This window comes from Arthrobacter sp. LT660 (assembly GCF_056172845.1).
Genome location: NZ_CM149651.1, coordinates 2590707 through 2610417 on the forward strand (window position 1 = coordinate 2590707; position 19711 = coordinate 2610417).

The 19711-nt window shown below is 67.1% G+C and carries 17 protein-coding genes, 2 tRNA genes and 1 pseudogene; 17 read left to right on the forward strand and 3 right to left on the reverse strand.

Features of this window, described 5'->3' with window-relative positions:
* Positions 1 to 290: 290 nt before the first annotated feature.
* The 11 genes from dnaN to AC0QSG_RS12110 all read left to right on the forward strand — a co-directional run bounded on the left by dnaN (position 291) and on the right by AC0QSG_RS12110 (position 11262).
* Positions 291 to 1412 carry a DNA polymerase III subunit beta gene (gene dnaN / locus AC0QSG_RS12060; RefSeq protein WP_475375562.1) on the forward strand — a complete coding sequence of 374 codons (1122 nt, stop codon included), beginning with the start codon at positions 291 to 293 and terminating at the stop codon, positions 1410 to 1412.
* 42 nt (positions 1413 to 1454) lie between these two features.
* On the forward strand, positions 1455 to 2342 hold the full coding sequence (gene gnd / locus AC0QSG_RS12065; protein ID WP_475375563.1) for a phosphogluconate dehydrogenase (NAD(+)-dependent, decarboxylating): 888 nt from the start codon (positions 1455 to 1457) through the stop codon (positions 2340 to 2342).
* Positions 2343 to 2356: 14 nt separating this feature from the next.
* On the forward strand, positions 2357 to 3538 hold the full coding sequence (gene recF / locus AC0QSG_RS12070) for a DNA replication/repair protein RecF (protein WP_475375564.1): 1182 nt from the start codon (positions 2357 to 2359) through the stop codon (positions 3536 to 3538).
* 62 nt (positions 3539 to 3600) lie between these two features.
* Positions 3601 to 4098 (forward strand): DciA family protein, encoded by a 498-nt coding sequence (locus tag AC0QSG_RS12075; RefSeq protein ID WP_475377310.1) that lies wholly within the window; start codon positions 3601 to 3603, stop codon positions 4096 to 4098.
* 421 nt (positions 4099 to 4519) lie between these two features.
* A complete protein-coding gene (gene gyrB, locus AC0QSG_RS12080) occupies positions 4520 to 6520 on the forward strand; it encodes a DNA topoisomerase (ATP-hydrolyzing) subunit B (protein ID WP_475377311.1) in 2001 nt (666 codons plus the stop codon).
* A gap of 51 nt (positions 6521 to 6571) precedes the next feature.
* A complete protein-coding gene (gene gyrA / locus AC0QSG_RS12085) occupies positions 6572 to 9241 on the forward strand; it encodes a DNA gyrase subunit A (RefSeq protein ID WP_435727993.1) in 2670 nt (889 codons plus the stop codon).
* Complete coding sequence (locus AC0QSG_RS12090; RefSeq protein WP_435727991.1) at positions 9238 to 9828, forward strand: DUF3566 domain-containing protein; 591 nt, start codon at positions 9238 to 9240, stop codon at positions 9826 to 9828. Before gyrA ends, AC0QSG_RS12090 begins: the two co-directional genes overlap by 4 nt.
* Positions 9829 to 9950: 122 nt before the next feature.
* Positions 9951 to 10024, forward strand: a tRNA-Ile gene (locus tag AC0QSG_RS12095).
* 34 nt (positions 10025 to 10058) lie between these two features.
* On the forward strand, positions 10059 to 10175 hold the full coding sequence (locus tag AC0QSG_RS12100) for a DLW-39 family protein (RefSeq protein ID WP_475375565.1): 117 nt from the start codon (positions 10059 to 10061) through the stop codon (positions 10173 to 10175).
* Between the two features lie 12 nt (positions 10176 to 10187).
* Positions 10188 to 10260, forward strand: a tRNA-Ala gene (locus tag AC0QSG_RS12105).
* 108 nt (positions 10261 to 10368) lie between these two features.
* Entirely contained in the window at positions 10369 to 11262 is an 894-nt protein-coding gene (locus AC0QSG_RS12110; RefSeq protein WP_475375566.1) for a DMT family transporter, read from the forward strand.
* Positions 11263 to 11268: 6 nt separating this feature from the next.
* Here AC0QSG_RS12110 and AC0QSG_RS12115 read toward each other — a convergent pair whose 3' ends face one another.
* Together AC0QSG_RS12115 and AC0QSG_RS12120 are read right to left on the reverse strand one after the other, a co-directional pair.
* The gene (locus tag AC0QSG_RS12115; RefSeq protein WP_435727987.1) at positions 11269 to 12108 is read right to left on the reverse strand and encodes a glycosyltransferase family 2 protein; all 840 of its coding nucleotides are present in this window, start codon (positions 12106 to 12108) and stop codon (positions 11269 to 11271) included.
* Between the two features lie 81 nt (positions 12109 to 12189).
* Positions 12190 to 13134, reverse strand: coding sequence for a hypothetical protein (locus AC0QSG_RS12120; RefSeq protein ID WP_435727985.1), 945 nt, complete (start codon positions 13132 to 13134; stop codon positions 12190 to 12192).
* A 157-nt stretch (positions 13135 to 13291) separates the two neighbouring features.
* On the opposite strand from AC0QSG_RS12120, the gene AC0QSG_RS12125 reads away from it, so the two are divergent.
* The 5 genes from AC0QSG_RS12125 to AC0QSG_RS12145 all read left to right on the forward strand — a co-directional run bounded on the left by AC0QSG_RS12125 (position 13292) and on the right by AC0QSG_RS12145 (position 18246).
* Complete coding sequence (locus AC0QSG_RS12125) at positions 13292 to 13837, forward strand: peptidylprolyl isomerase (RefSeq protein WP_435727984.1); 546 nt, start codon at positions 13292 to 13294, stop codon at positions 13835 to 13837.
* A 357-nt stretch (positions 13838 to 14194) separates the two neighbouring features.
* Positions 14195 to 14833, forward strand: a complete 639-nt coding sequence (locus AC0QSG_RS12130) for a rhomboid family intramembrane serine protease (RefSeq protein WP_435727982.1) — start codon at positions 14195 to 14197, stop codon at positions 14831 to 14833.
* Between the two features lie 644 nt (positions 14834 to 15477).
* On the forward strand, positions 15478 to 16452 hold the full coding sequence (locus AC0QSG_RS12135) for a GNAT family N-acetyltransferase (RefSeq protein ID WP_475375567.1): 975 nt from the start codon (positions 15478 to 15480) through the stop codon (positions 16450 to 16452).
* Positions 16453 to 16490: 38 nt separating this feature from the next.
* Complete coding sequence (locus tag AC0QSG_RS12140) at positions 16491 to 17693, forward strand: PQQ-dependent sugar dehydrogenase (RefSeq protein ID WP_475375568.1); 1203 nt, start codon at positions 16491 to 16493, stop codon at positions 17691 to 17693.
* A 64-nt stretch (positions 17694 to 17757) separates the two neighbouring features.
* Positions 17758 to 18246, forward strand: a complete 489-nt coding sequence (locus tag AC0QSG_RS12145) for an SRPBCC family protein (protein ID WP_475375569.1) — start codon at positions 17758 to 17760, stop codon at positions 18244 to 18246.
* A 48-nt stretch (positions 18247 to 18294) separates the two neighbouring features.
* On the opposite strand, the gene AC0QSG_RS12150 is transcribed toward AC0QSG_RS12145, so the two are convergent.
* Positions 18295 to 18792, reverse strand: coding sequence for a DUF3817 domain-containing protein (locus AC0QSG_RS12150; protein ID WP_475375570.1), 498 nt, complete (start codon positions 18790 to 18792; stop codon positions 18295 to 18297).
* Positions 18793 to 18845: 53 nt separating this feature from the next.
* On the opposite strand from AC0QSG_RS12150, the pseudogene AC0QSG_RS12155 reads away from it, so the two are divergent.
* A pseudogene (locus tag AC0QSG_RS12155) lies at positions 18846 to 19652 on the forward strand (SDR family oxidoreductase).
* The last annotated feature ends 59 nt before the right edge of the window (positions 19653 to 19711 follow it).

The following is a 19711-nucleotide window of genomic DNA, read 5'->3' on the forward strand; positions in this document are numbered from 1 at the left end:
GCGGATCTTTGTCCACCGCCGACCGGCACTTAGCCATGGCGAACCAACATGTTGTGCACATGCATAATCGGCCTTGCCGTACGGTCTGCGCCTGTTATCCACAGAATCCACAGGACTTATTAACACTACGAATCCCACCTTTTATGAGATTCCAGATAACAAGTTCCCATTCCACCCGCTGGTTCCCACGACCTGTCCACCGCTCCCTGCGCTGGTATTCCCCGTTCGAGCCTTCCGGCTAAGCTTGCAACGGAAAGTTGTCACCCCATGTGCTGTGAAAGGCGGAATACGTGAAGTTCAGTGTCGAAAGGGACGTCCTGGCGGAAGCCGTGTCCTGGACTGCCCGCTCACTGTCCCAGCGCCCGCCATCGCCGGTTTTATCGGGGATCCTCATCACAGCGGAAAACAGCGTCGTTTCCCTCGCCGGTTTCGACTACGAGATTTCGGCGCACCTGGAGATTCCCGCGGAAACACCCCAGGAGGGGACGATCCTGGTCTCCGGAAAGCTTCTTGCCGAGATCTGCCGGAGCCTCCCGCAGGCGAAGGTCACGATCGAGACGGAAGGCAACAAAGTCACCGTCACCTGTGGACGCAGCCGCTTCCATCTGGCCACCATGCCGGTCGCTGACTACCCGGCATTGCCGGCACTTCCGGACATCGCCGGCGTCGTTGATGGAGAGGCTTTTGCCCAGGCCATCAGCCAAGTCATCGTTGCGGCGTCGAAGGACGACACGCTCCCCATCCTCACCGGCGTCAAGATGGAGATCGAAGACGACCTCATCACATTCCTGGCGACCGACCGCTATCGACTGGCTCTCCGCGAGGTTTCATGGCGTCCCGCTAACCCGGGCATCTCGACATCCGCGCTCGTCAAGGCCCGCACACTGAATGAGGTCGCCAAAACCCTTGGAGGGGCCGGCGACATCAAGATCGCACTCGGCCAGAGCAACGACCTCATTGGGTTCGAGAGCGGCAGCCGCCGCACCACGTCCCTCCTCGTGGACGGCGACTATCCGAAGATCCGTTCGCTTTTCCCGGAAAACACGCCCATCCATGCGACCGTGCGCACCACCGACCTCGTCGAGGCCGTCCGTCGCGTGGCCGTGGTTGCCGAGCGGAACACGCCCGTGCGGCTGGCCTTCACCGAAGGACAGCTTTCCCTCGACGCCGGAACCGGCGAGGACGCGCAGGCCGAGGAAGCCATCGAGGCACAGCTTGACGGCGAGGACATCACCGTGGCGTTCAACCCCGCCTACCTCGGCGAGGGACTAAACGCCTTCAACAGCGAGTTCGTCCGCTTCTCCTTCACCACCGCGCCGAAGCCGGCCATGATGACGGCACAGAAGTCGCTCGACGGAGACGATGAGGACGACTACCGGTACCTGGTCATGCCCGTGAGGCTTCCCAGCTAGAGCGGGGCCGTCCGGGTCCACATCGACGACAAGGAGAAACCCATGCACATAGGTTTGATCGGTCTCGGGAAGATGGGCTTCAACATGCGCGCCCGCCTACGCCAGGGCGGCGTCGAAGTCACCGGATACGACCGCGATGCGGGGCTCACTGACGTGGACACCGTCGAGGCAATGCTGGAAGCGTTGCCGACGCCCCGCATCGTGTGGCTGATGGTTCCCTCGGGAGCTATCACCGACTCCGTCATCGCGGATCTCAAGGACCGGCTTTCCCCGGACGACCTGGTGATCGACGGCGGCAACACCCGCTTCAGCGACGACCGGCGCCACGCCGCCGAACTCGCGGAGAAACAGATCCGTTTCGTCGACTGCGGCGTCTCCGGCGGAGTATGGGGGTTGGAAAACGGCTACGGCCTGATGGCCGGCGGATCCGACGCGGACATCGCCGAAATCATGCCGGTCTTTGATGCGCTCCGCCCGGAAGGCGATGCCGCCAGAAGCTTCGTGCACGTCGGGGAGGTCGGCGCCGGCCATTACGCCAAGATGGTCCACAACGGCATCGAATACGGCATCATGCAGTCCTATGCGGAGGGATATGAACTCCTTGCCGCGAAGGACATCATCAAGGATGTTCCGGGCACCTTCGCCGCCTGGCAGGAGGGAACGGTTATCCGCTCCTGGCTGCTGGATCTGCTGGTCGTGGCCCTGCGCGAAGATCCGGAGCTCGCCAACGTTGTCGGCTACGTCGAGGACTCGGGCGAGGGGCGCTGGACCGTGGAGGAGGCAATCTCCAACGCGGTCCCGGCGCCTGCGATCACCGCTTCCGTCTTCGCCCGGTTCGCGTCGCGCCAGGACGACGCGCCAGCAATGAAGATGGTGGCGGCGCTGCGCAACCAGTTCGGCGGCCACGCGGTCAAGCGCCCCGGCGAATAGGGACATACCCCCGGGTGTTCGTTTCTCACATATCCCTGACCGATTTCCGCAGTTACGCCCAGGTGGACATCCAGTTGGCGGCAGGCACCAGCGTCCTGGTCGGACCCAACGGAGTCGGGAAGACCAATGTCGCCGAGGCTTTGGGCTACCTGGCCACGCTGTCATCGCACCGCGTCTCATCAGACGCGGCGCTCATCCGGTTCGGCACGGACCGGGCGCTGGTTCGGGCGCGCATCCAACGCGGTGCCCAGGCGACGTCGATCGAACTGGAGATCACCGCCGGCAAGGCCAACCGTGCGCGGATCAACCGGGCCAACCCGGTACGCGCCCGTGACGTCCTCGGCATTGTCCGAACCGTCCTTTTCGCCCCGGAGGACCTCGCGCTGGTGAAGGGAGACCCCTCCAACCGGCGTCGGTTCCTGGATGATCTGCTGGTGACGCTGCAGCCGCACCATGCCGCCACCCGTGGCGACTATGAACGTGTCCTGAAGCAACGCAACGCCCTCCTCAAATCCGGGCGCGCGGCCGGGAGGTTCACTTCCTCCCACGAGGCGACGCTGGACGTCTGGGACCAGCACCTCGCCCAAGCGGGCGCCCGGCTCCTCCGCGGAAGGCTGGATGTTCTGGCGCTCTTGACGCCGCACCTCGAAGCGTCCTATGCGGGGCTCACGGATGGATCGAAGGCGGCGACCGCGGTCTATCGGTCGACCGTGGTGGAGGAACTCGACGACGACAGCACACCCGGACCGTTGCCGGGAGCGGAGGAGAACCCTCTTGCCGACGCCGGCACGGCGGAGTTGGAAAAGCTCCTGCTGACGGCACTGGCTGCCCGGCGGAAGAAGGAACTCGAGCGCGGGCTCACGCTGGTGGGCCCGCACCGCGACGAGTTGCTCCTGGGTCTCGGGGCCGTGCCGGCGAAGGGGTACGCGTCCCACGGCGAGACCTGGTCGCTGGCGCTTTCCCTGCGGCTGGCCGCCTACCGGGCCATGTGTGAGGACGATCCGCGCGAGGGTGCCCGGCCGATCCTCATCCTCGACGACGTGTTCGCCGAGTTGGACACCGGGCGCCGGCGGAAACTCGCGGCCGTGGTGGCGGACGCCGAACAGGTCATCGTCACCGCCGCGGTGCCGGAGGATGTCCCGGAGGAGTTGGGCGGGACGGTCCTGCGTGTTGGCCCCGGAACGGTGGAGTCGTGACCGATCGGCGGGAACCCGCCCCGACGGGCAAACAGCCCGTCGAATTCGACGCGGCGCGGGCCATGCTGAACAGGATGCGCGAGTCCGCGGCGGCGCGCGGGGAAATCCGCGTCAACGCGGCCCAGGCGCAGCGGGCCGGGGAGCGCGCCGCGGAGGTGCGCGCCACGCGGCGAAAGTCGCCGGCGGGAATCCAATACGACGACGGACGCGACCCCCAGGGCATCGGGAACGTGTTCTCGCGCATGGTGCGGGACCGGGGCTGGACCTCTCCCGTCGCCGTCGGATCGGTGATTTCCCGATGGGCGGAGCTCGTGGGCCCCCAAATCTCCGCGCACTGCACGCCGGAGAGTTTCGAGGAGACGACGGTGGTCGTCAGGTGCGATTCCACCGCTTGGGCCACCCAGCTGCGGCTCCTGAGCCACAGCCTGCTGAAGACCTTCGACGAGAAGCTCGGTCCCGGCGTCGTGACCGTCATCCGGGTGATCGGTCCTTCGGCGCCAAGCTGGCGCAAGGGAATGCGCCGGGTACAGGGCAGGGGCCCCCGAGACACCTACGGATAGCGGTGTGGGGGCCATTCGGGGAACGGGGCCGAGTCGCCTGCGTTGCCTTGCCTGCTCACGCCCCGCAAGCCCGGGAGCCATACAGGCCCACATGCGAGGGTCCATCAGTGGCTTCTATGGCACTTTTTTGGCCAATGGGGGCCTATCGGCCGTGGATCGGCGCGATTCCAGAGACGATTCGCGGTAGAATTTAGGGCGTGGTGTCCCCCAGCTTTGTGGGACGCCGGTTCATGAGTGGCGGCCTGACGGGCGCCGCCCGCCGGAATTGCACAAGGAGTCTGTAGCGCCTGTGGATATAGAGAACACCGCACCCGAGGAAAACCCGGACGAGGAACCCCGGGATTCCGGCGTCGGGGAAGACCGGCAGGAGACGGCGGAAGCCCCTTCCGAAGGCGCTCAGGACCTCTCGAACGGCGGGCGCGTGACGCACGAATACGGCGCAAGCGACATCACGGTCCTCGAGGGACTCGAGGCCGTGCGCAAACGGCCCGGCATGTACATCGGTTCCACGGGTCCCCGCGGCTTGCACCACCTCGTCTACGAGGTCGTCGACAACTCCGTCGACGAGGCCCTGGCCGGCTACTGCGACCACATCAAGATCACCCTCCAGGCCGACGGCGGAGTGCGGGTCGTGGACAACGGCCGCGGCATCCCGGTGGACATCCACCCCACCGAGGGCAAGCCGACCGTCGAGGTCGTGATGACCATCCTGCACGCGGGAGGAAAGTTCGGCGGCGGCGGCTACGCGGTATCGGGGGGTCTGCACGGCGTCGGAATCTCCGTCGTCAACGCCCTCTCGCGGCGTGTCGACACGGAGGTCCGCCGCCAGGGCAGCGTCTGGCGCATGTCCTTCGCGGACGGCGGCAAGCCACAGGGCGAACTCGTCAAGGGCGAGGACGCGAACGGCACGGGAACGACCCAGACCTTCTACGCGGACCCGGACATTTTCGACACCGTCGAGTTCGATTTCGAGACCCTGCGGGCGCGGCTGCAGCAGATGGCGTTCCTGAACAAGGGCCTGCGCATCACGATGACCGACGAGCGCGCACTCGAGGACTCCGCCGACGAAATCGCGGAGGAGGATGACGAGCGCGCCGCCGAGGCCGCCGAGCCGAAGCACCGCAGCGTCGACTATCTCTACAAGGACGGGCTGCTGGACTACGTCAAGCACCTCAACGCGTCCAAGAAGGTGGAGCTGGTCCACGACGACGTCATCGCGTTCGAGAGCGAGGACAAGGACAAGCAGATCTCCGTTGAGATCGCGATGCAGTGGACCACCGCCTACTCGGAATCCGTCCACACCTACGCGAACACGATCAACACCCACGAGGGCGGCACCCACGAGGAGGGTTTCCGGGCGGCGATGACCTCGCTCATCAACCGGTACGCCAGGGAAAAGACCCTGCTCAAGGGAAACGACGAGAACCTCACGGGCGACGACATCCGCGAAGGCCTGACCGCCGTCGTCTCCGTGAAGCTCGGCGAGCCGCAGTTCGAGGGCCAGACCAAGACGAAGCTGGGCAACTCGATCGCCAAGGGCTACGTCCAGGGCGTCGTTAACGAGGAGCTGGGCGACTGGCTGGAGCGCAATCCGAACACCGCCAGGGACATCATCCGCAAGTCCCTCTTCGCGGCCCAGGCCCGTCTGGCGGCCCGCAAGGCGCGCGACAACGCGCGCCGCAAGAGCCCGCTGGAGACATTCGGCATGCCGGGCAAGCTGTCCGACTGCTCGTCCAAGAACCCGGTCGAGTGTGAGGTCTACATCGTGGAGGGAGACTCCGCCGGCGGCTCGGCCAAGCGTGGGCGCGATCCGCGCACCCAGGCGATCCTCCCCCTGCGCGGAAAGATCCTGAACGTGGAGCGCGCCCGGCTGGACAAGGCCCTGGGCAACTCCGAGGTCCAGTCCATGATCACGGCCTTCGGCACGGGCATCGGCGAGGAGTTCGACGCCACCAAACTCAGGTACCACAAGGTCGTTTTGATGGCCGACGCCGACGTCGATGGGCAGCACATCACGACGCTGCTGTTGACGCTGCTGTTCCGCTACATGCGTCCGCTGATCGAACAGGGCTACGTCTACCTGGCCATGCCGCCGCTGTACCGAATCAAGTGGTCCAACTCGGCTCACGACTACGTGTTCACGGACAAGGAGCGCGACGACGCCCTCAAGGCCGGAGCGGCGTCGAACAAGCGCCTCCCCAAGGAGAACGGCATCCAGCGCTACAAGGGCCTCGGCGAGATGGACTACACCGAGCTGTGGGACACCACCATGGACCCCGACCACCGGACGCTGCGCCAGATCACCATGGACGACGCCGCTGCGGCCGACCAGATCTTCTCCGTGCTCATGGGCGAGGACGTCGAATCGCGACGCAACTTCATCCAGCAGAACGCCAAGGACGTGCGCTTCCTGGACATCTAGTCCCGCGCACCTCCCCACACGTTCCCCAGATGTGACTAAAGGAAGAATCCGATGAGCGACGAGACGCCCGAAAACCCCGACGGACCCGAGATCGAGGGCCGGATCATGCCGGAGACACAGACATTCGTGGACCGCATCGACCAGATCGACCTGCAGACCGAGATGCAGCGGTCCTACCTCGACTACGCGATGGCCGTCATCGTCGGCCGCGCCCTCCCGGACGTGCGCGACGGGCTGAAGCCCGTCCACCGCCGCGTGCTCTACGCGATGTTCGACGGCGGCTACCGTCCCGAGCGCTCGTACAACAAGTGCGCCCGCGTGGTCGGCGAAGTCATGGGCCAGTACCACCCGCACGGCGACTCCGCGATCTACGACGCCCTCGTCCGCCTCATCCAGGATTGGACCATGCGCTACCCCCTGGCGCTGGGCCAGGGCAACTTCGGATCGCCGGGCAACGACGGCGCAGCCGCCCCGCGTTACACCGAGACCAAGATGGCCCCGCTGGCCATGGAAATGGTCCGCGACATCGACGAGGAAACCGTCGACTTCCAGGACAACTACGACGGAAAGAACCAGGAGCCGACCATCCTGCCGGCCAGGTTCCCCAACCTGCTCGTCAACGGGTCCTCCGGAATCGCCGTCGGCATGGCCACCAACATCCCGCCGCACAACCTGCGCGAGGTCGCCGACGGCGTGCAGTGGTATCTGGAGAACCACGACGCGACCAAGGATGAGCTCCTCGAGGAGCTCCTGAAGCGCATCAAGGGACCCGACTTCCCCACCGGCGCGACCATCCTCGGCCACAAGGGGATCGAGGACGCCTACCGCACGGGCCGCGGCTCGATCACCATGCGCGCCGTCGTCAGTGTCGAGGAGCTCCAGGGCCGCACGTGCCTGGTGGTCACGGAACTGCCGTACCAGGCCAACCCGGACAACCTCTCCATCAAGATCGCCGACCTGGTCAAGGACGGCAAGGTGCAGGGCATCGCCGACCTGCGCGACGAAACCTCCGGACGCACCGGCCAGCGCCTGGTGATCGTGCTCAAGCGCGACGCCGTCGCCAAGGTGGTCCTCAACAACCTCTACAAGCACACGCAGCTGCAGGACAACTTCTCCGCCAACATGCTGGCCATCGTTGACGGCGTCCCGCGGACGCTTTCGCTCGACGCGTTCATCCGGCACTGGGTGACGCACCAGATCGACGTCATCGTGCGCCGCACGCAGTTCCGCCTGCGCAAGGCCGAAGAGGCGGCCCACATCCTGCGTGGCCTGCTCAAGGCGCTTGACGCGCTGGACGAGGTCATCGCGCTGATCCGCCGTTCCCCCACGGTCGACGACGCGCGCCAGGGCCTCAAGTCCCTGTTGGACATCGACGACCTGCAGGCCCAGGCCATCCTGGATATGCAGCTGCGCCGACTCGCCGCGCTGGAACGCCAGAAGATCCAGGACCAGCACGCCAAGCTGGAAATCGAGATCGCGGAGTACAAGGTGATCCTCGGGGATCCAGAACGCCAGCGCACCATCATCTCCGAGGAGCTCAAGGAGATCGTCGACAAGCACGGCGACGATCGTCGCACCGCGGTCCTGATGGGCTACGACGGGGACATGTCCATCGAGGACCTGATCCCCGAGGAGGAGATGGTAGTCACCATCACGCGCGGGGGCTACGTCAAGCGCACGCGCAGCGATAACTACCGCCAGCAGAACCGTGGCGGCAAGGGCATCCGGGGCGCTCAACTGCGCGGGGACGACGTTGTCCAGCACTTCTTCGTGACCACCACCCACAACTGGCTGCTCTTCTTCACGAACCACGGTCGCGTCTACCGGGCCAAGTGCTACGAGCTCGCCGAGGCCGGGCGCGACGCCAAGGGCCAGCACGTGGCCAATCTCATGGCGTTCCAGCCCGACGAGCGGATCGCGCAGGTGCTGGACCTCCGCGACTACGCGCAGGCCCCGTATCTGGTGCTGGCCACCAGGAACGGCCTCGTCAAGAAGACTCGGCTGGTCGACTACGACACCAACCGGTCCGCCGGCGTGATCGCCATCAACCTGCGCGACGGGGACGAGTTGGTCTCGGCGCGGTTGGTGTCCGAGACCGACGATCTCATGCTGGTATCGCGGAAGGGGCAGTCGGTGCGCTTCACCGCCACGGACGAGGCGCTGCGGCCGATGGGGCGCAACACCTCGGGCGTGACCGGGATGAAGTTCCGCGACACCGACGAATTGTTGGCCGCCGACGTCGTCCGTGATGATTCGTATGTCTTCGTGGTGACCGAGGGCGGCTACGCGAAGCGGACTTCGGTGGGGGAATACCGCGTTCAGTCCCGCGGCGGCATCGGCATCAAGGTGGCCAAGCTCGCCGAGGACCGCGGCGACCTGGTGGGCGCGTTGATCGTCCAGGAGGAGGACGAGGTCCTCGTGGTGATGGGCGGTGGCAAGGTGGTTCGTTCCCGGGTGGAACAGGTCCCCGCCAAGGGCCGCGACACGATGGGTGTGATCTTCGCGAAGCCGGACAAGAAGGACCGGATCATTGCCGTGGCGAAGAACGCCGAGCGTGGGCTGGGAGCCGACGCGGAAGACGATGCAGTACCGTTGGATCCAGACCAAATCCAGGCCGCCGAAGACGGAACCCCGTCCGGCGACGCCCTGACCGATGCCGGCGCACAGCCGGAATCGGCTGAGGCCGCCCCGGAGCCAGACACCGATGGAGGTAACGCGTGAGCACCCCCAACAACCCCCGACCGGGGACCCCCCGCCCCGCGGGGCAGGCCGGTACCCGTCCGGCCGCGCCGCGCCAGACTCCGTCTGCGCAGCAGCGCGCCGGGGGCACCGCCCAGCGCCCCGCCGGGGCCGCGCAGCAGCGTCCGGGGCAGCGTCCCGCCGGTTCCGGGCAGCAGCGTCCGGGCCAGCGTCCGCAGCAGTTGGTGCGTCCCGCACCCAAAGCGAAGGTCCGCAAGGCCCGCCTGCTGGTAAGCAAGGTGGATCCCTGGTCCGTCCTGAAGATGGCGTTCCTCCTGTCCGTCGCGCTGGGCATCGTCACCGTGGTGGCGTCGGTTGTCCTGTGGTCGGTGCTCGACCTGACCGGCATCTTCGACCGGGTCAACGAGCTCTTGCTCGAGGTCGCGGGCAGCGAGAGCAGCTTCGACCTGAAGGAACTGGCCTCGCTGGGGCAGGTGGCCTCCTTCGCGACGATCATCGCCGTCGTGAACGTGGTGTTGCTGACCGCCCTGTCCATGTTGGCGGCGGTGCTGTACAACATCTCCTCCACCTTGGTCGGTGGCATCGGAATCACGCTGACCGACGACTAAACGACGCGCCGCAGGCCGTTCGATCGGTTCCCGGGACGTGGTTCGCACCGCGGCCCGGGAACCGATTTGTTTATGGGCCAAATGTTCGGGTAAAGTCATATCTCGTCCTCAAGGGACACTGAGGGCGTATAGCTCAGGCGGTTAGAGCGCTTCGCTGATAACGAAGAGGTCCCAGGTTCAAGTCCTGGTACGCCCACGGAATCCCTCCCTCCGGAATGAACGAGGTCCCGATGCGGAAACTGCTGGTCTTGGCGGCCGCCATCGCGGGAATCGCCACGTATCGGAAGTGGAAGGAAACCGAGGCGGAGAAATCCGTCTGGAGCGAGTCGACGGACACGATCGACTAGTTCCGACCCCACGGGGGCATGGCGCAATTGGTAGCGCACCTGCTTTGCAAGCAGGGGGTTAGGGGTTCGAGTCCCCTTGCCTCCACCGTGAAAACGAAGGTCCCGGGCCACTGGTCCGGGACCTTTCGTCGTTTGTGCACACTCCGCCCACGGATCGCCATTGGATGTTCGCGCCTGGGCCTAGAGTGGTGCGGTGATCATCCTCCTGGCCGCCATCGGCGTCCTGGGCGTCTCGGCGTCCGGCCCCATCATCGCGGCGACGCCCAGCGTTCCTCCCATGGCCATGGCGTTCTGGCGCAACGCGATCGGGGCCGCGGCCACGGCCGTGCCGGTGCTGGCCGGCAACCCCAAGAGCCTGCGTTCCGCCGGACGGCGCGAATGGGGATGGAGCGCCGTCGCCGCGGTGTCCCTGGCCCTGCACTTCGTCTGCTTCACCACGTCGATCCGCCTGACCTCGGTCGCGGCGGCCACCGCGCTGGTCTGCCTCCAATCGGCTTGGATCGTCCTGTTCCAGCGACTGCGTGGCATCAAGCTGCCGACCCAGGCCGCCGTTGGAATGCTGCTCGCCCTCGCCGGCGTCGTCGTGATCACGGGGTTCGACGTCGGGAGCTCGCCGGAGGCGTTGCGCGGAGACGTGCTGGCCATCGCCGGGGGCGCGCTGGCGGGCGCCTACACCCTGGCGGGCAGCAAGGCGCGCGAGACCATGGACACGGGCTCGTACACCACGCTCTGCTACTCGATGACGGCGCTCGTGCTGCTGGGGCTGTGCCTCGTCTTCGGGGAACCCCTGTGGGGTTTCCCGCCCGAGGGGTGGGTCGGCATCGTGGCGCTGGCCGTCTGCGCCCAGCTCCTGGGACACAGCATCTTCAACCACCTGCTGTCCACGCTCGGCGCCCTCACCGTCTCCACGATCATCCTGCTGGAGATCCCCGGCGCGGCCCTCCTGGCGGCCGTGTTCCTCGCCGAGCAGTTGCCGGCGGGAACCTACGTCGGACTCGGACTGATCGTGCTGGGGCTGATCGCCGTCGTGCGCGGGCAGGGGCGGGAGGCCGCGCTGCGCAGGACCGCCGAGCTCGGCGCCGACTAGGGCGGCTCAGATCCCGCCGCGACGCACCGGCTGCGAGCTGCGCACCGTGTGGATGTACCGCAGCATTTTCGCCGGGTAGTAGATGGACATGAAGATCAGCATCGGGATCTTCAGGACCGTCCGGTTGATCTGGTGCGCCTTGTACGTGCGGTCGAACCGGGTGACGTAGTAGCGGTAGTCCTTCGGCGAATCCTCCAGGCGGCGCGCGGACATGCCGGACACCATGCCAGGGACATACCGGATGAGGAGATCGTGGTCCGCGAGATGGACCGAGATGTCGATGTCCTCGTGCATTTCGTCCGCCTCGTCGCGGCACACCTCGGAGGCAATGGTCTTCCACGCCGTGCGGCGCAGCGCCATGTTGGACCCGAAGAGGAAGTGGTACTGCTTGTAGGCGACCTTCAGCACCAGTTGGCGCATCTTGTCGTCCGCCTTGAGACCCCAGCGCCGCATGGGCATGTCGTAGTACACGACGGGCCCCGTGGCCGCCATGACCTCCGGGTCGGAGAAGGTGCGGGAGACCTGCTCCACCCAATCGGGTTCCAGCACCGAATCGGCGTCGATGCGTCCCAGGACGTCTCCGGTGGCCGCGCCGAGCCCGTAGTTGCGCGTGGGAATGAGCCCCTGCTCGCGATCCTGGCTCATCAGCCGGATGGGAGCCTCGGGATACTCGGCCTGCATTTGCCGCACGATCTCCGCGGTGGTGTCCCGGGACATGTTGTCGACGACGATGATCTCATGTGCCGGCTCGGTCTGGTAGATCGCGGCGACCAGGCACTGGCGGATCACGCTTTCCTCGTTGTACGCCGGAACGACGATCGAGACCCTGGGTTTGACGTTATCCACATGTCCAATCTATCAGCGACCGGACATGCGGAAGGGGAGGTCCGCCGTAGCGAACCTCCCCCCATTCCGCGCCGTGGGGCGTTAGCCCTCCGTCGTGGAAGTGCCTGTCGCGGGCGCGCGGTGTGCGGCGCCGCGCGGGCCCGGCTTCGGGGAAGCGTCGGAGTCGCCATCCGTCGCGTCCTCTGTGGCCAAATCGGCGTCGACCCCGGCCGCGGATCCCTGGGCGGTTTCCGCGAACAGGGGCTCGGGCGAGTCGACCGACGGCGTCTCGGCGGTGGCGAGATGCTCGCGGACCTCTTCGGTCGAGGCCTCGGTCTCCGTCGCGGGCACCGCGACGGGCACAGGGGTGGGTTCCACAGGCGCCGGTGACTTCCATGGATCCTCGACGGGCTTGGACGCCTTCCAAGCGGCGACGCCGGCCGTGACCACCGCGGCGATGATCCCGAAGATCAGGAACCCGCGCTTGCGGCCTTGGTGAGCCTGTTCCCTACGGAGCTGCTTACCGGCCTGGCGCACGGCGACGACGGCGGACTTCTGTGCGTTCTTCAGCGCTTTCTTGTCTCCGGAGAACGAGGCGACCGCCTCGTGCACCGGCTGCGGGAAGGTGGCCCCGTCCAAACGGCGCGCGGTGTAGTCGGCGGCCTCGCCCAGCTTGGCGCTGGCCGTGGGGATGTACTGGTTCACCACGAGGTCGCGCGCTCGGTGGATCGCCGGCGTCGCCTTGTCCAGCGTTTGCTGGATACGCGGGGAAGCCTCGTCGACCACCTGGGAGATGCGTGGCGCGACACGGTCCAAGCCGTCCTGGATCCGCGGCGTCACCTTCGCGACACCCCCGGCAAGCTCGCTGGCCGCGCGATGCAGCCCCTCTTGGATCCTGGGGGAAGCCGTCTCGATTCCCTTCTCGAGGCGTGGCACCGCCCAGCCCACGGCCGCCTCCACCCGGGGCGTGGCCCAATCGCGGGCACCTTCCACACCGGTGGTGACCGAATCACCAAGGTCACGGGCAATGCGTTCTGTCTTCTTCACACGTTCCTCCCGAATTGTTGGAGCATCCGCGCCTAGCCTACGCGTTGCACTTCGGGCGGGCCATCCACGCGGGCGAGGCACGGGCGGTCGAGCGCCGTGTTCACTGTCCGCGTACATGGGGGGCCGGGGCCCCCCGGGGCCATGGAAGAATAGGCGCATGACTGCCATTCCCACACACAAGGCCACCATCCACACCAACCACGGTGACATCGTGGTCAACCTGTTCGGCAACCACGCGCCCAAGACCGTCAAGAACTTCATTGGCCTCGCCACCGGCGAGCAGGCTTGGGTCCACCCGGAATCCGGCCAGGAACTGACGGACACCCCGCTCTACAGCGGAACCATCTTCCACCGCATCATCAGCGACTTCATGATCCAGGGCGGGGACCCGCTGGGCCAGGGCGTCGGCGGACCGGGCTACCGCTTCGACGATGAGATCAACCCGGACCTCGACTTCACCGAGCCGTACAAGTTCGCGATGGCCAACGCCGGAATCCAGATGGGACGCGGAACCAACGGTTCCCAGTTCTTCATCACGGCGGCTCCGACCACTTGGCTGCAGGGCAAGCACACCATCTTCGGCGACGTCACCGACGAGGCCTCCCGCCAGGTCGTCGACAAGCTCAACGCGATTCCGACGGACGGCCGCGACAAGCCGCTCGAGGACGTCGTCATCAACACCATCGACGTCGAAGCCGTCTAGGCACCCGGCACTCCGTACTTTCGCGGCATTCGCGGCACGGCGGGTTCCGTCTCGGTTCTTTCGAATCCGTGACGGGACCCGTTCGCGTTTAAGCGTCCGCCAACCCACCTATCAGGAGAGACCCCCATGGCCTTCGGCGTTCCCGCGGAGCAACCCGAGATGCAGGTCCCCGTTTGCCCTCGGCATCCGGACCGCACCTCATACGTCCGCTGTCAGCGCTGCGGACGACCGGCCTGCCCCGAGTGCCAGCGCACCGCGGCGGTCGGTGTTCAGTGCGTCGACTGCGTGAAGGCGACCGGTTCCCAGGTCCGTGCCACCCGTACCGCCTTCGGGGGAAAAGAGCGAGGGGGGAAGCCCGTGGTGACCTACGCGATCATCGCCGCGTGCTTGGCGGTCTTCGTGGGCCAGTTCGCGGTGCCCCCGCTCGAGGGCCTGCTGCTCTACGCAGGCCTCTACACGGGCAGCGAGCCGTGGCGGATGCTCACGGCGACGTTCCTCCACTCCACGGGTTTCCTCATGCACATCGCCTTCAACATGTATGCGCTGTATGTGATTGGCCAGGCGTTGGAGCCGCTGTTGGGCAGGCTCCGGTTTCTGATGCTGTACCTCATTGCGGGTTTCGGTGGTTCGGTTGCCGTGTTGCTGTTGGAATCGCCCCGGGTCGGGGTGGTCGGAGCGTCCGGCGCGGTGTTCGGCCTCTTTGGCGCGTTGCTCGTGGTGATGAAGGCCAGGGGCGGCAACTACCGGCCTATTCTGATCCTCATAGGCATCAACCTGGTCCTCGGCTTCCTCCCGGGGGTGAACATCTCCTGGCAGGCGCACCTGGGCGGACTCCTCACCGGGGCCGCGCTCGCAGCGGTGTTCGCGTACGCGCCGCGCGGCCCGCGGCGCTCCCTGGTGCAGTGGACGGGTGTGGGGCTGGTTTCGGCCATCCTGCTGGGCCTGACCTGGTATGGCTGGCAATTGGTTCCCGTTCGGCTCTTCGGCGTCGCATAGGCCCCAACACGGTCTCCGCCCGACGACCAGACGCAAGGTCTTCACCAGGCACGTTCCCGCCTTCCGCCGGGGACGTGCCTGTCTGGTTTCCACAGGACTTATCCACAGTGTTAATAAGTGACAGCCGTGTAGTTCACCGCCCCCCGAGGCGCCCGATGCCCGCAGGGAGCGTCCACGAACTTGAAACCAAGGGAATTCCCTTGATGATTCACATAGTCATCCACACCTGTGGATAAGTTCTGTGCACATCCTGTGCGCAGTGAATGACCATGTACCCCCCGACGTTGCCAAAGCCGGAAACACAGTTCCCACGCAGCCGTTCCTTGGTTTGGCGCGGAAAATGGCGCCCCCGAACGCCTATCCACAGCCTCTATCCACAGTGTTCACAACTTACATCGATGTAGTTCATGCCCTTCGCGGGTAGCGCATCCCGCCGCTGACGGCGAATAGAACATACTTACCAACAGTTCTGTCCCCATGTGTGGATAACCATGTTCACAGCATGTGTACTTCTTGGTTCACGGGAACGGCGCCTCGGGGCGTGACATTCGCCGGCCCGAGGGATAGATTCCAGATACCGCATTGGGAAATACCAATCACGGGACCGGTAGAAACGACCGGCCGCATCGAGACGGGAGTTGCCCATGGCACTGGTCTGGCGAAGCATCCAGGTGGAAGACACCCCGGCATGGAGTGTGTTGTCGAACCTTCTGGCCCGGCAGGACGACACCGATGAGGTCTATGGGCCCGAGGACCTTGCCGAGGAGATCGCGGAACCGGGGTTCGATGCCTCCGTGGACAGCCTCGCCGTCTGGGACGGCGACACCATGGTTGGTTTCGGGCAGTTGCGGGTCAGCGATACGCTCAGGGACGGCCGCGCCAAGGCCCACATCGGCGGTGGTGTCGTCGGGGACCACCGTGGGCGTGGCATCGGCCGCGAGATCATGGACAGGATGGAGGAACGCGGCAGGGAACTTTCCGGGCAGCGTCATCCCGGCATTCCAACCACGGTCGACGTGTGGTCGGGTAAACCGGGGTCTTCGGCCGCGCGGATGGTCGCCGCCAGGGGCTACGAACCAGTCCGCTACTTTCAGGACATGCGCGTCTACCTCGCCCGGTGGGAAGCCCCGGCCGCCCCCACGATGGCGGAAGCCTCGGACTCCCCGGCCGTGGCGTTCGCACCCGAGTACGCCGAGGCCACCCGGGTGGCGCACAACGAGGCGTTCGCCGACCACTGGGGATCCACGGAACGGTCGGCCGAAAAGTGGCTCGACCAACTCAACTCGCGCAGCTTCCGTCCCGGGTACAGCAGGCTGGTTCTCAACCCCGAACCAACCGCGAGCCAGGACGACGCCGTGGACTCCTACCTGCTGAGCGGCGAATGGGCCCCCGGGGAGCTCTACGTCAGTCTGGTGGGCACCCGCCGTCGTGCCCGGGGACGGGGACACGCTGGGCGCATGCTGACCGACGTCGTCCGGGCGGCGAAGGAGGACGGCTATCGGATCGTGGACCTCGGCGTGGATTCGGACAGTCCCACGGGAGCGGTGGGCCTGTACGAGCGTGTCGGTTTTCGCAAGATTCGCACCAACGTCGTTTTTTCCCGCCTGCTTCGGCCGTAGCCGTCGACCCCGCGGGCACCCGGTCCTAGGCTGGGGCCATGGACCAGCGGGATGCACGCGCAAGCCGGAGGACGGTGCTCGCGGCCGGCGCCGCCACACTGTGCGGCGGGTTGCTCGCGGCGTGCTCCGACGCCGGCCGCAGTCGTGGTGGTGGTGCGGTCTCGACCGGCGTCGCTCCGGCGTCGCCCAACGGAACGACGGCGGCCGGCGATCCGCCGCCCGAACCGCGCGTCGTCGGCACCGTGGCCGAAAACCTGGACACGCCGTGGTCCATCGTCTTCCTCCCGGACGGGACCGCCCTGGTCTCCGAGCGCGACACCGGCGCCGTCCACCGGGTCAAGCCCGACGGCGGCACCGACGTCCTCGGGGTGGTCCCCGGCGTCGTGCATGGGGGAGAAGGGGGCCTACTCGGACTGGAGCCGTCCCCCGGATTTGGGAACGACGCCCTGCTCTATGCCTACTTCACGGCCGACGACGGCAACCGGGTGTCCCGGTTCAAGGTCGGCGCAACCGGGCTCGGCAGGGAACAACCCGTGCTGACCGGCATGCCCTCCGCCGGGAACCACAACGGCGGCCGCATCAGGTTCGGCCCCGACGGTCTCCTGTATGTGGGAACAGGCGACGCGGGCCGCCGCGAGGCCTCCCAGGATCCGCAATCCCCGTCCGGCAAGATTCTGCGCCTGGACGTGGCCGCGGGTCGGGACCTGCCCCTGCGGACGCCGGCGCCGTTCGTGTCGCTGGGCCACCGGAACGTCCAGGGCATCGGGTGGGATCCGGAGGGACGAATGTGGTCCACGGAGTTCGGGCCCGACCGCGACGACGAGCTCAATTTCATACGCGACGGCGGGAACTACGGGTGGCCGGAGGTTACGGGCGCGGCCGACGACGGCCGGTTCGTGCCCGCCGTCCATGTCTGGAGCGCCACCGCGGAGGCCTCGCCAAGCGCCTTGGCGATCGCCGGCGGATACGCCTACGCGGCCTGCCTGCGCGGGGAACGTTTGTGGCAACTGCCGCTGCCCCAAAGCGGCTCGGAGACCGGGGCCGGCGGAGCCCTGCCCGGCGCACGGGAATTCCTGCGCGGCGAGTACGGGCGGCTACGGGAGGTGGTGACCGTGCCGCGGAGCGCCGCGGGGGCCGCGGCGGGCGAAGCGGGGAAGTCCACCGGCGGCCAGCTGTGGGTGGCCACGAACGAGGGCGCGTCCTCCAGGATTCTGCGGCTGGCCCTTGCCCCCGCGGGATAGGCGGGGGGAAACTAAAGCATCCGGGCGACCGCACCGGCCGAACCCGCGGGACGGAGGTGCGCACATGCCGGTTGATCCGACTGGTCGCGTCGTCCCCACGGACTCGGGAATCGACCTGGTGGTGGAACGCTACCTGCAGGCGCCCGTGGCCGACGTCTGGGGCAGCCTGACCGAGAGCACGCGCACGGCCCTGTGGTTCGGCCCGTGGGAGGGCGAGGGGCGGCCCGGCGGCCGCGTGGTGGTGACGATGACGGCGGAGGACGGCGCACCGACATCGCGCCTGGACGTGGTCGCCTGCGAGCCGCCGCACCGGCTGGAGGTTTCCATGCACGACGAGCATGGCGTCTGGGACCTGGAGTTCCGGTTGGAGCGGACCGGACCGGGAACGCTGGTCCGGCTCATCCAACATCTGGCGTCCCGCGCGGGACTGGGGCAGATCGGAGCCGGGTGGGAGTTCTACCTCGACCGGCTGGCCGCGAGCCGTGTCAACGGGCCGATGCCCGATTTCGAGTCCTACTATCCCGGGATGCGCGACTACTACGAGTCCCTGTAGACCGCGCGCCGCCTGCGCCGCCCACGGCAGGCGAGGAGCGCCGGGCTATCAGCCCTTGGGAACGGGTGGTCCGACGACCAGCAGGACCGCCGTCGCGAGCGCCACGAAGGTGATCCCCGCGATGCCGGCGGCCACCGGGTGGCGCAGGCACAGGGCCTGGATCCGCTCGACCGGCCCGCGCGGCTCGTCGCCGCCCTCGGCCAGGCGCCAGCCGCCCTCCAGCAGGCCGCGGCGTTCCGCGGACTTTTCGAACGGGATGGTGCAGAACGGAACGACGGCGGACGCGAGCCCGGCGGCGCCGCGCCCGAAGCTCCAGCGCTGGTTGACCCACACGAAGCAGGTCACGACGCAGTAGGCGATGAAGACCACCCCGTGGATCGGGCCGAACACGGGAACGAATGCCTCGCTGGTGCCCGAGTACTTCAGCGCCATGCCGATGATCAGCAGTGCCCACGTCACCATCTCGGCGAATGCGAGCGCTCCGTAGAGCCGCTTCGGCGACAAGGTGTTCCGCGGCGGGGCGGTGGGGGTCCGGGTGTCGGTCATGGTGTCCTCTCGTCCACCCTCCAGCATGCCACGCCCGGCCGTAGGGTGGTGCCATGAATGATGCGAATCACGACACCACGGAGGCGCCGGCGGCGGAAGCCGGCCACCGGCCGGTGGCCCTGGTCACCGGAGTTGGCCGCGCCGCCGGACTCGGCGCGGCCGTCGCCCGCTCACTGGCGGCGGCCGGATAGGATCTGGCCCTGGCCTACTGGGGTCCCTACGACGACCGCATGCCCTGGGGACGCCAGCCGGACGACGCCGACGGGCTCGCGTCCGAGCTCGAGGTGACCGGGGCGCGCGTGGTGCTTCTGGAGGCGGACTTGGCGGACGCGTCCGTCGCGTCCCGGCTGCTCGACTCCGCGTCCGCCGAGTTGGGTCACGTCTCGGCGCTGGTGATGTCCCACTGCGAGTCCGTCGATTCGGGGATCATGGACACCGGCGTGGAGGCCTTCGAACGCCACTTCGCGGTGAACACGCGGGCCTCGTGGCTTCTGGTGCGCGAATTCGCGGCACGCTTCCCGTCGGCGCTTCACGGGAGCGGTCGGATTCTCGCCCTCACGAGCGACCACACGGTGGGGAACATGCCCTACGGGGCAAGCAAGGGTGCGATGGACCGGATCGTGCTGGCGGCGGCCCGCGAGCTTTCCCGTCAGGGGATCACCGCGAACGTCCTCAATCCCGGCCCCGTGGACACCGGGTGGATGACGCCGGAGGTCCGCGCGGCGCTCACCGAACGCCAACCGGGCGGGCGCCTCGGCACCCCCGCGGACGTGGCCGCCGTCGTCGCGTTCCTGCTCTCCGGTCCCGGCGGCTGGATCAACGGGCAACTGGTCAAGGCCGACGGTGGCTTCTCGGCCTGATCCCGCAGTTCACCCCGCACCCGCGTTTCGACAAAGTTAGATGCTTGAATTAGGCCGAA

Excerpts from the sequence above, each read along its gene's own strand:
- AC0QSG_RS12100 (WP_475375565.1), top strand. The coding sequence starts at position 10,059 with ATGCGGAAACTGCTGGTCTTGGCGGCCGCCATCGCGGGAATCGCCACG.
- AC0QSG_RS12075 (WP_475377310.1), top strand. The coding sequence starts at position 3,601 with ATGCTGAACAGGATGCGCGAGTCCGCGGCGGCGCGCGGGGAAATCCGC.
- AC0QSG_RS12135 (WP_475375567.1), top strand. The coding sequence starts at position 15,478 with ATGGCACTGGTCTGGCGAAGCATCCAGGTGGAAGACACCCCGGCATGG.
- AC0QSG_RS12150 (WP_475375570.1), bottom strand. The coding sequence starts at position 18,792 with ATGACCGACACCCGGACCCCCACCGCCCCGCCGCGGAACACCTTGTCG.
- AC0QSG_RS12140 (WP_475375568.1), top strand. The coding sequence starts at position 16,491 with ATGGACCAGCGGGATGCACGCGCAAGCCGGAGGACGGTGCTCGCGGCC.
- AC0QSG_RS12125 (WP_435727984.1), top strand. The coding sequence starts at position 13,292 with ATGACTGCCATTCCCACACACAAGGCCACCATCCACACCAACCACGGT.
- gyrA (WP_435727993.1), top strand. The coding sequence starts at position 6,572 with ATGAGCGACGAGACGCCCGAAAACCCCGACGGACCCGAGATCGAGGGC.
- gnd (WP_475375563.1), top strand. The coding sequence starts at position 1,455 with ATGCACATAGGTTTGATCGGTCTCGGGAAGATGGGCTTCAACATGCGC.
- AC0QSG_RS12145 (WP_475375569.1), top strand. The coding sequence starts at position 17,758 with ATGCCGGTTGATCCGACTGGTCGCGTCGTCCCCACGGACTCGGGAATC.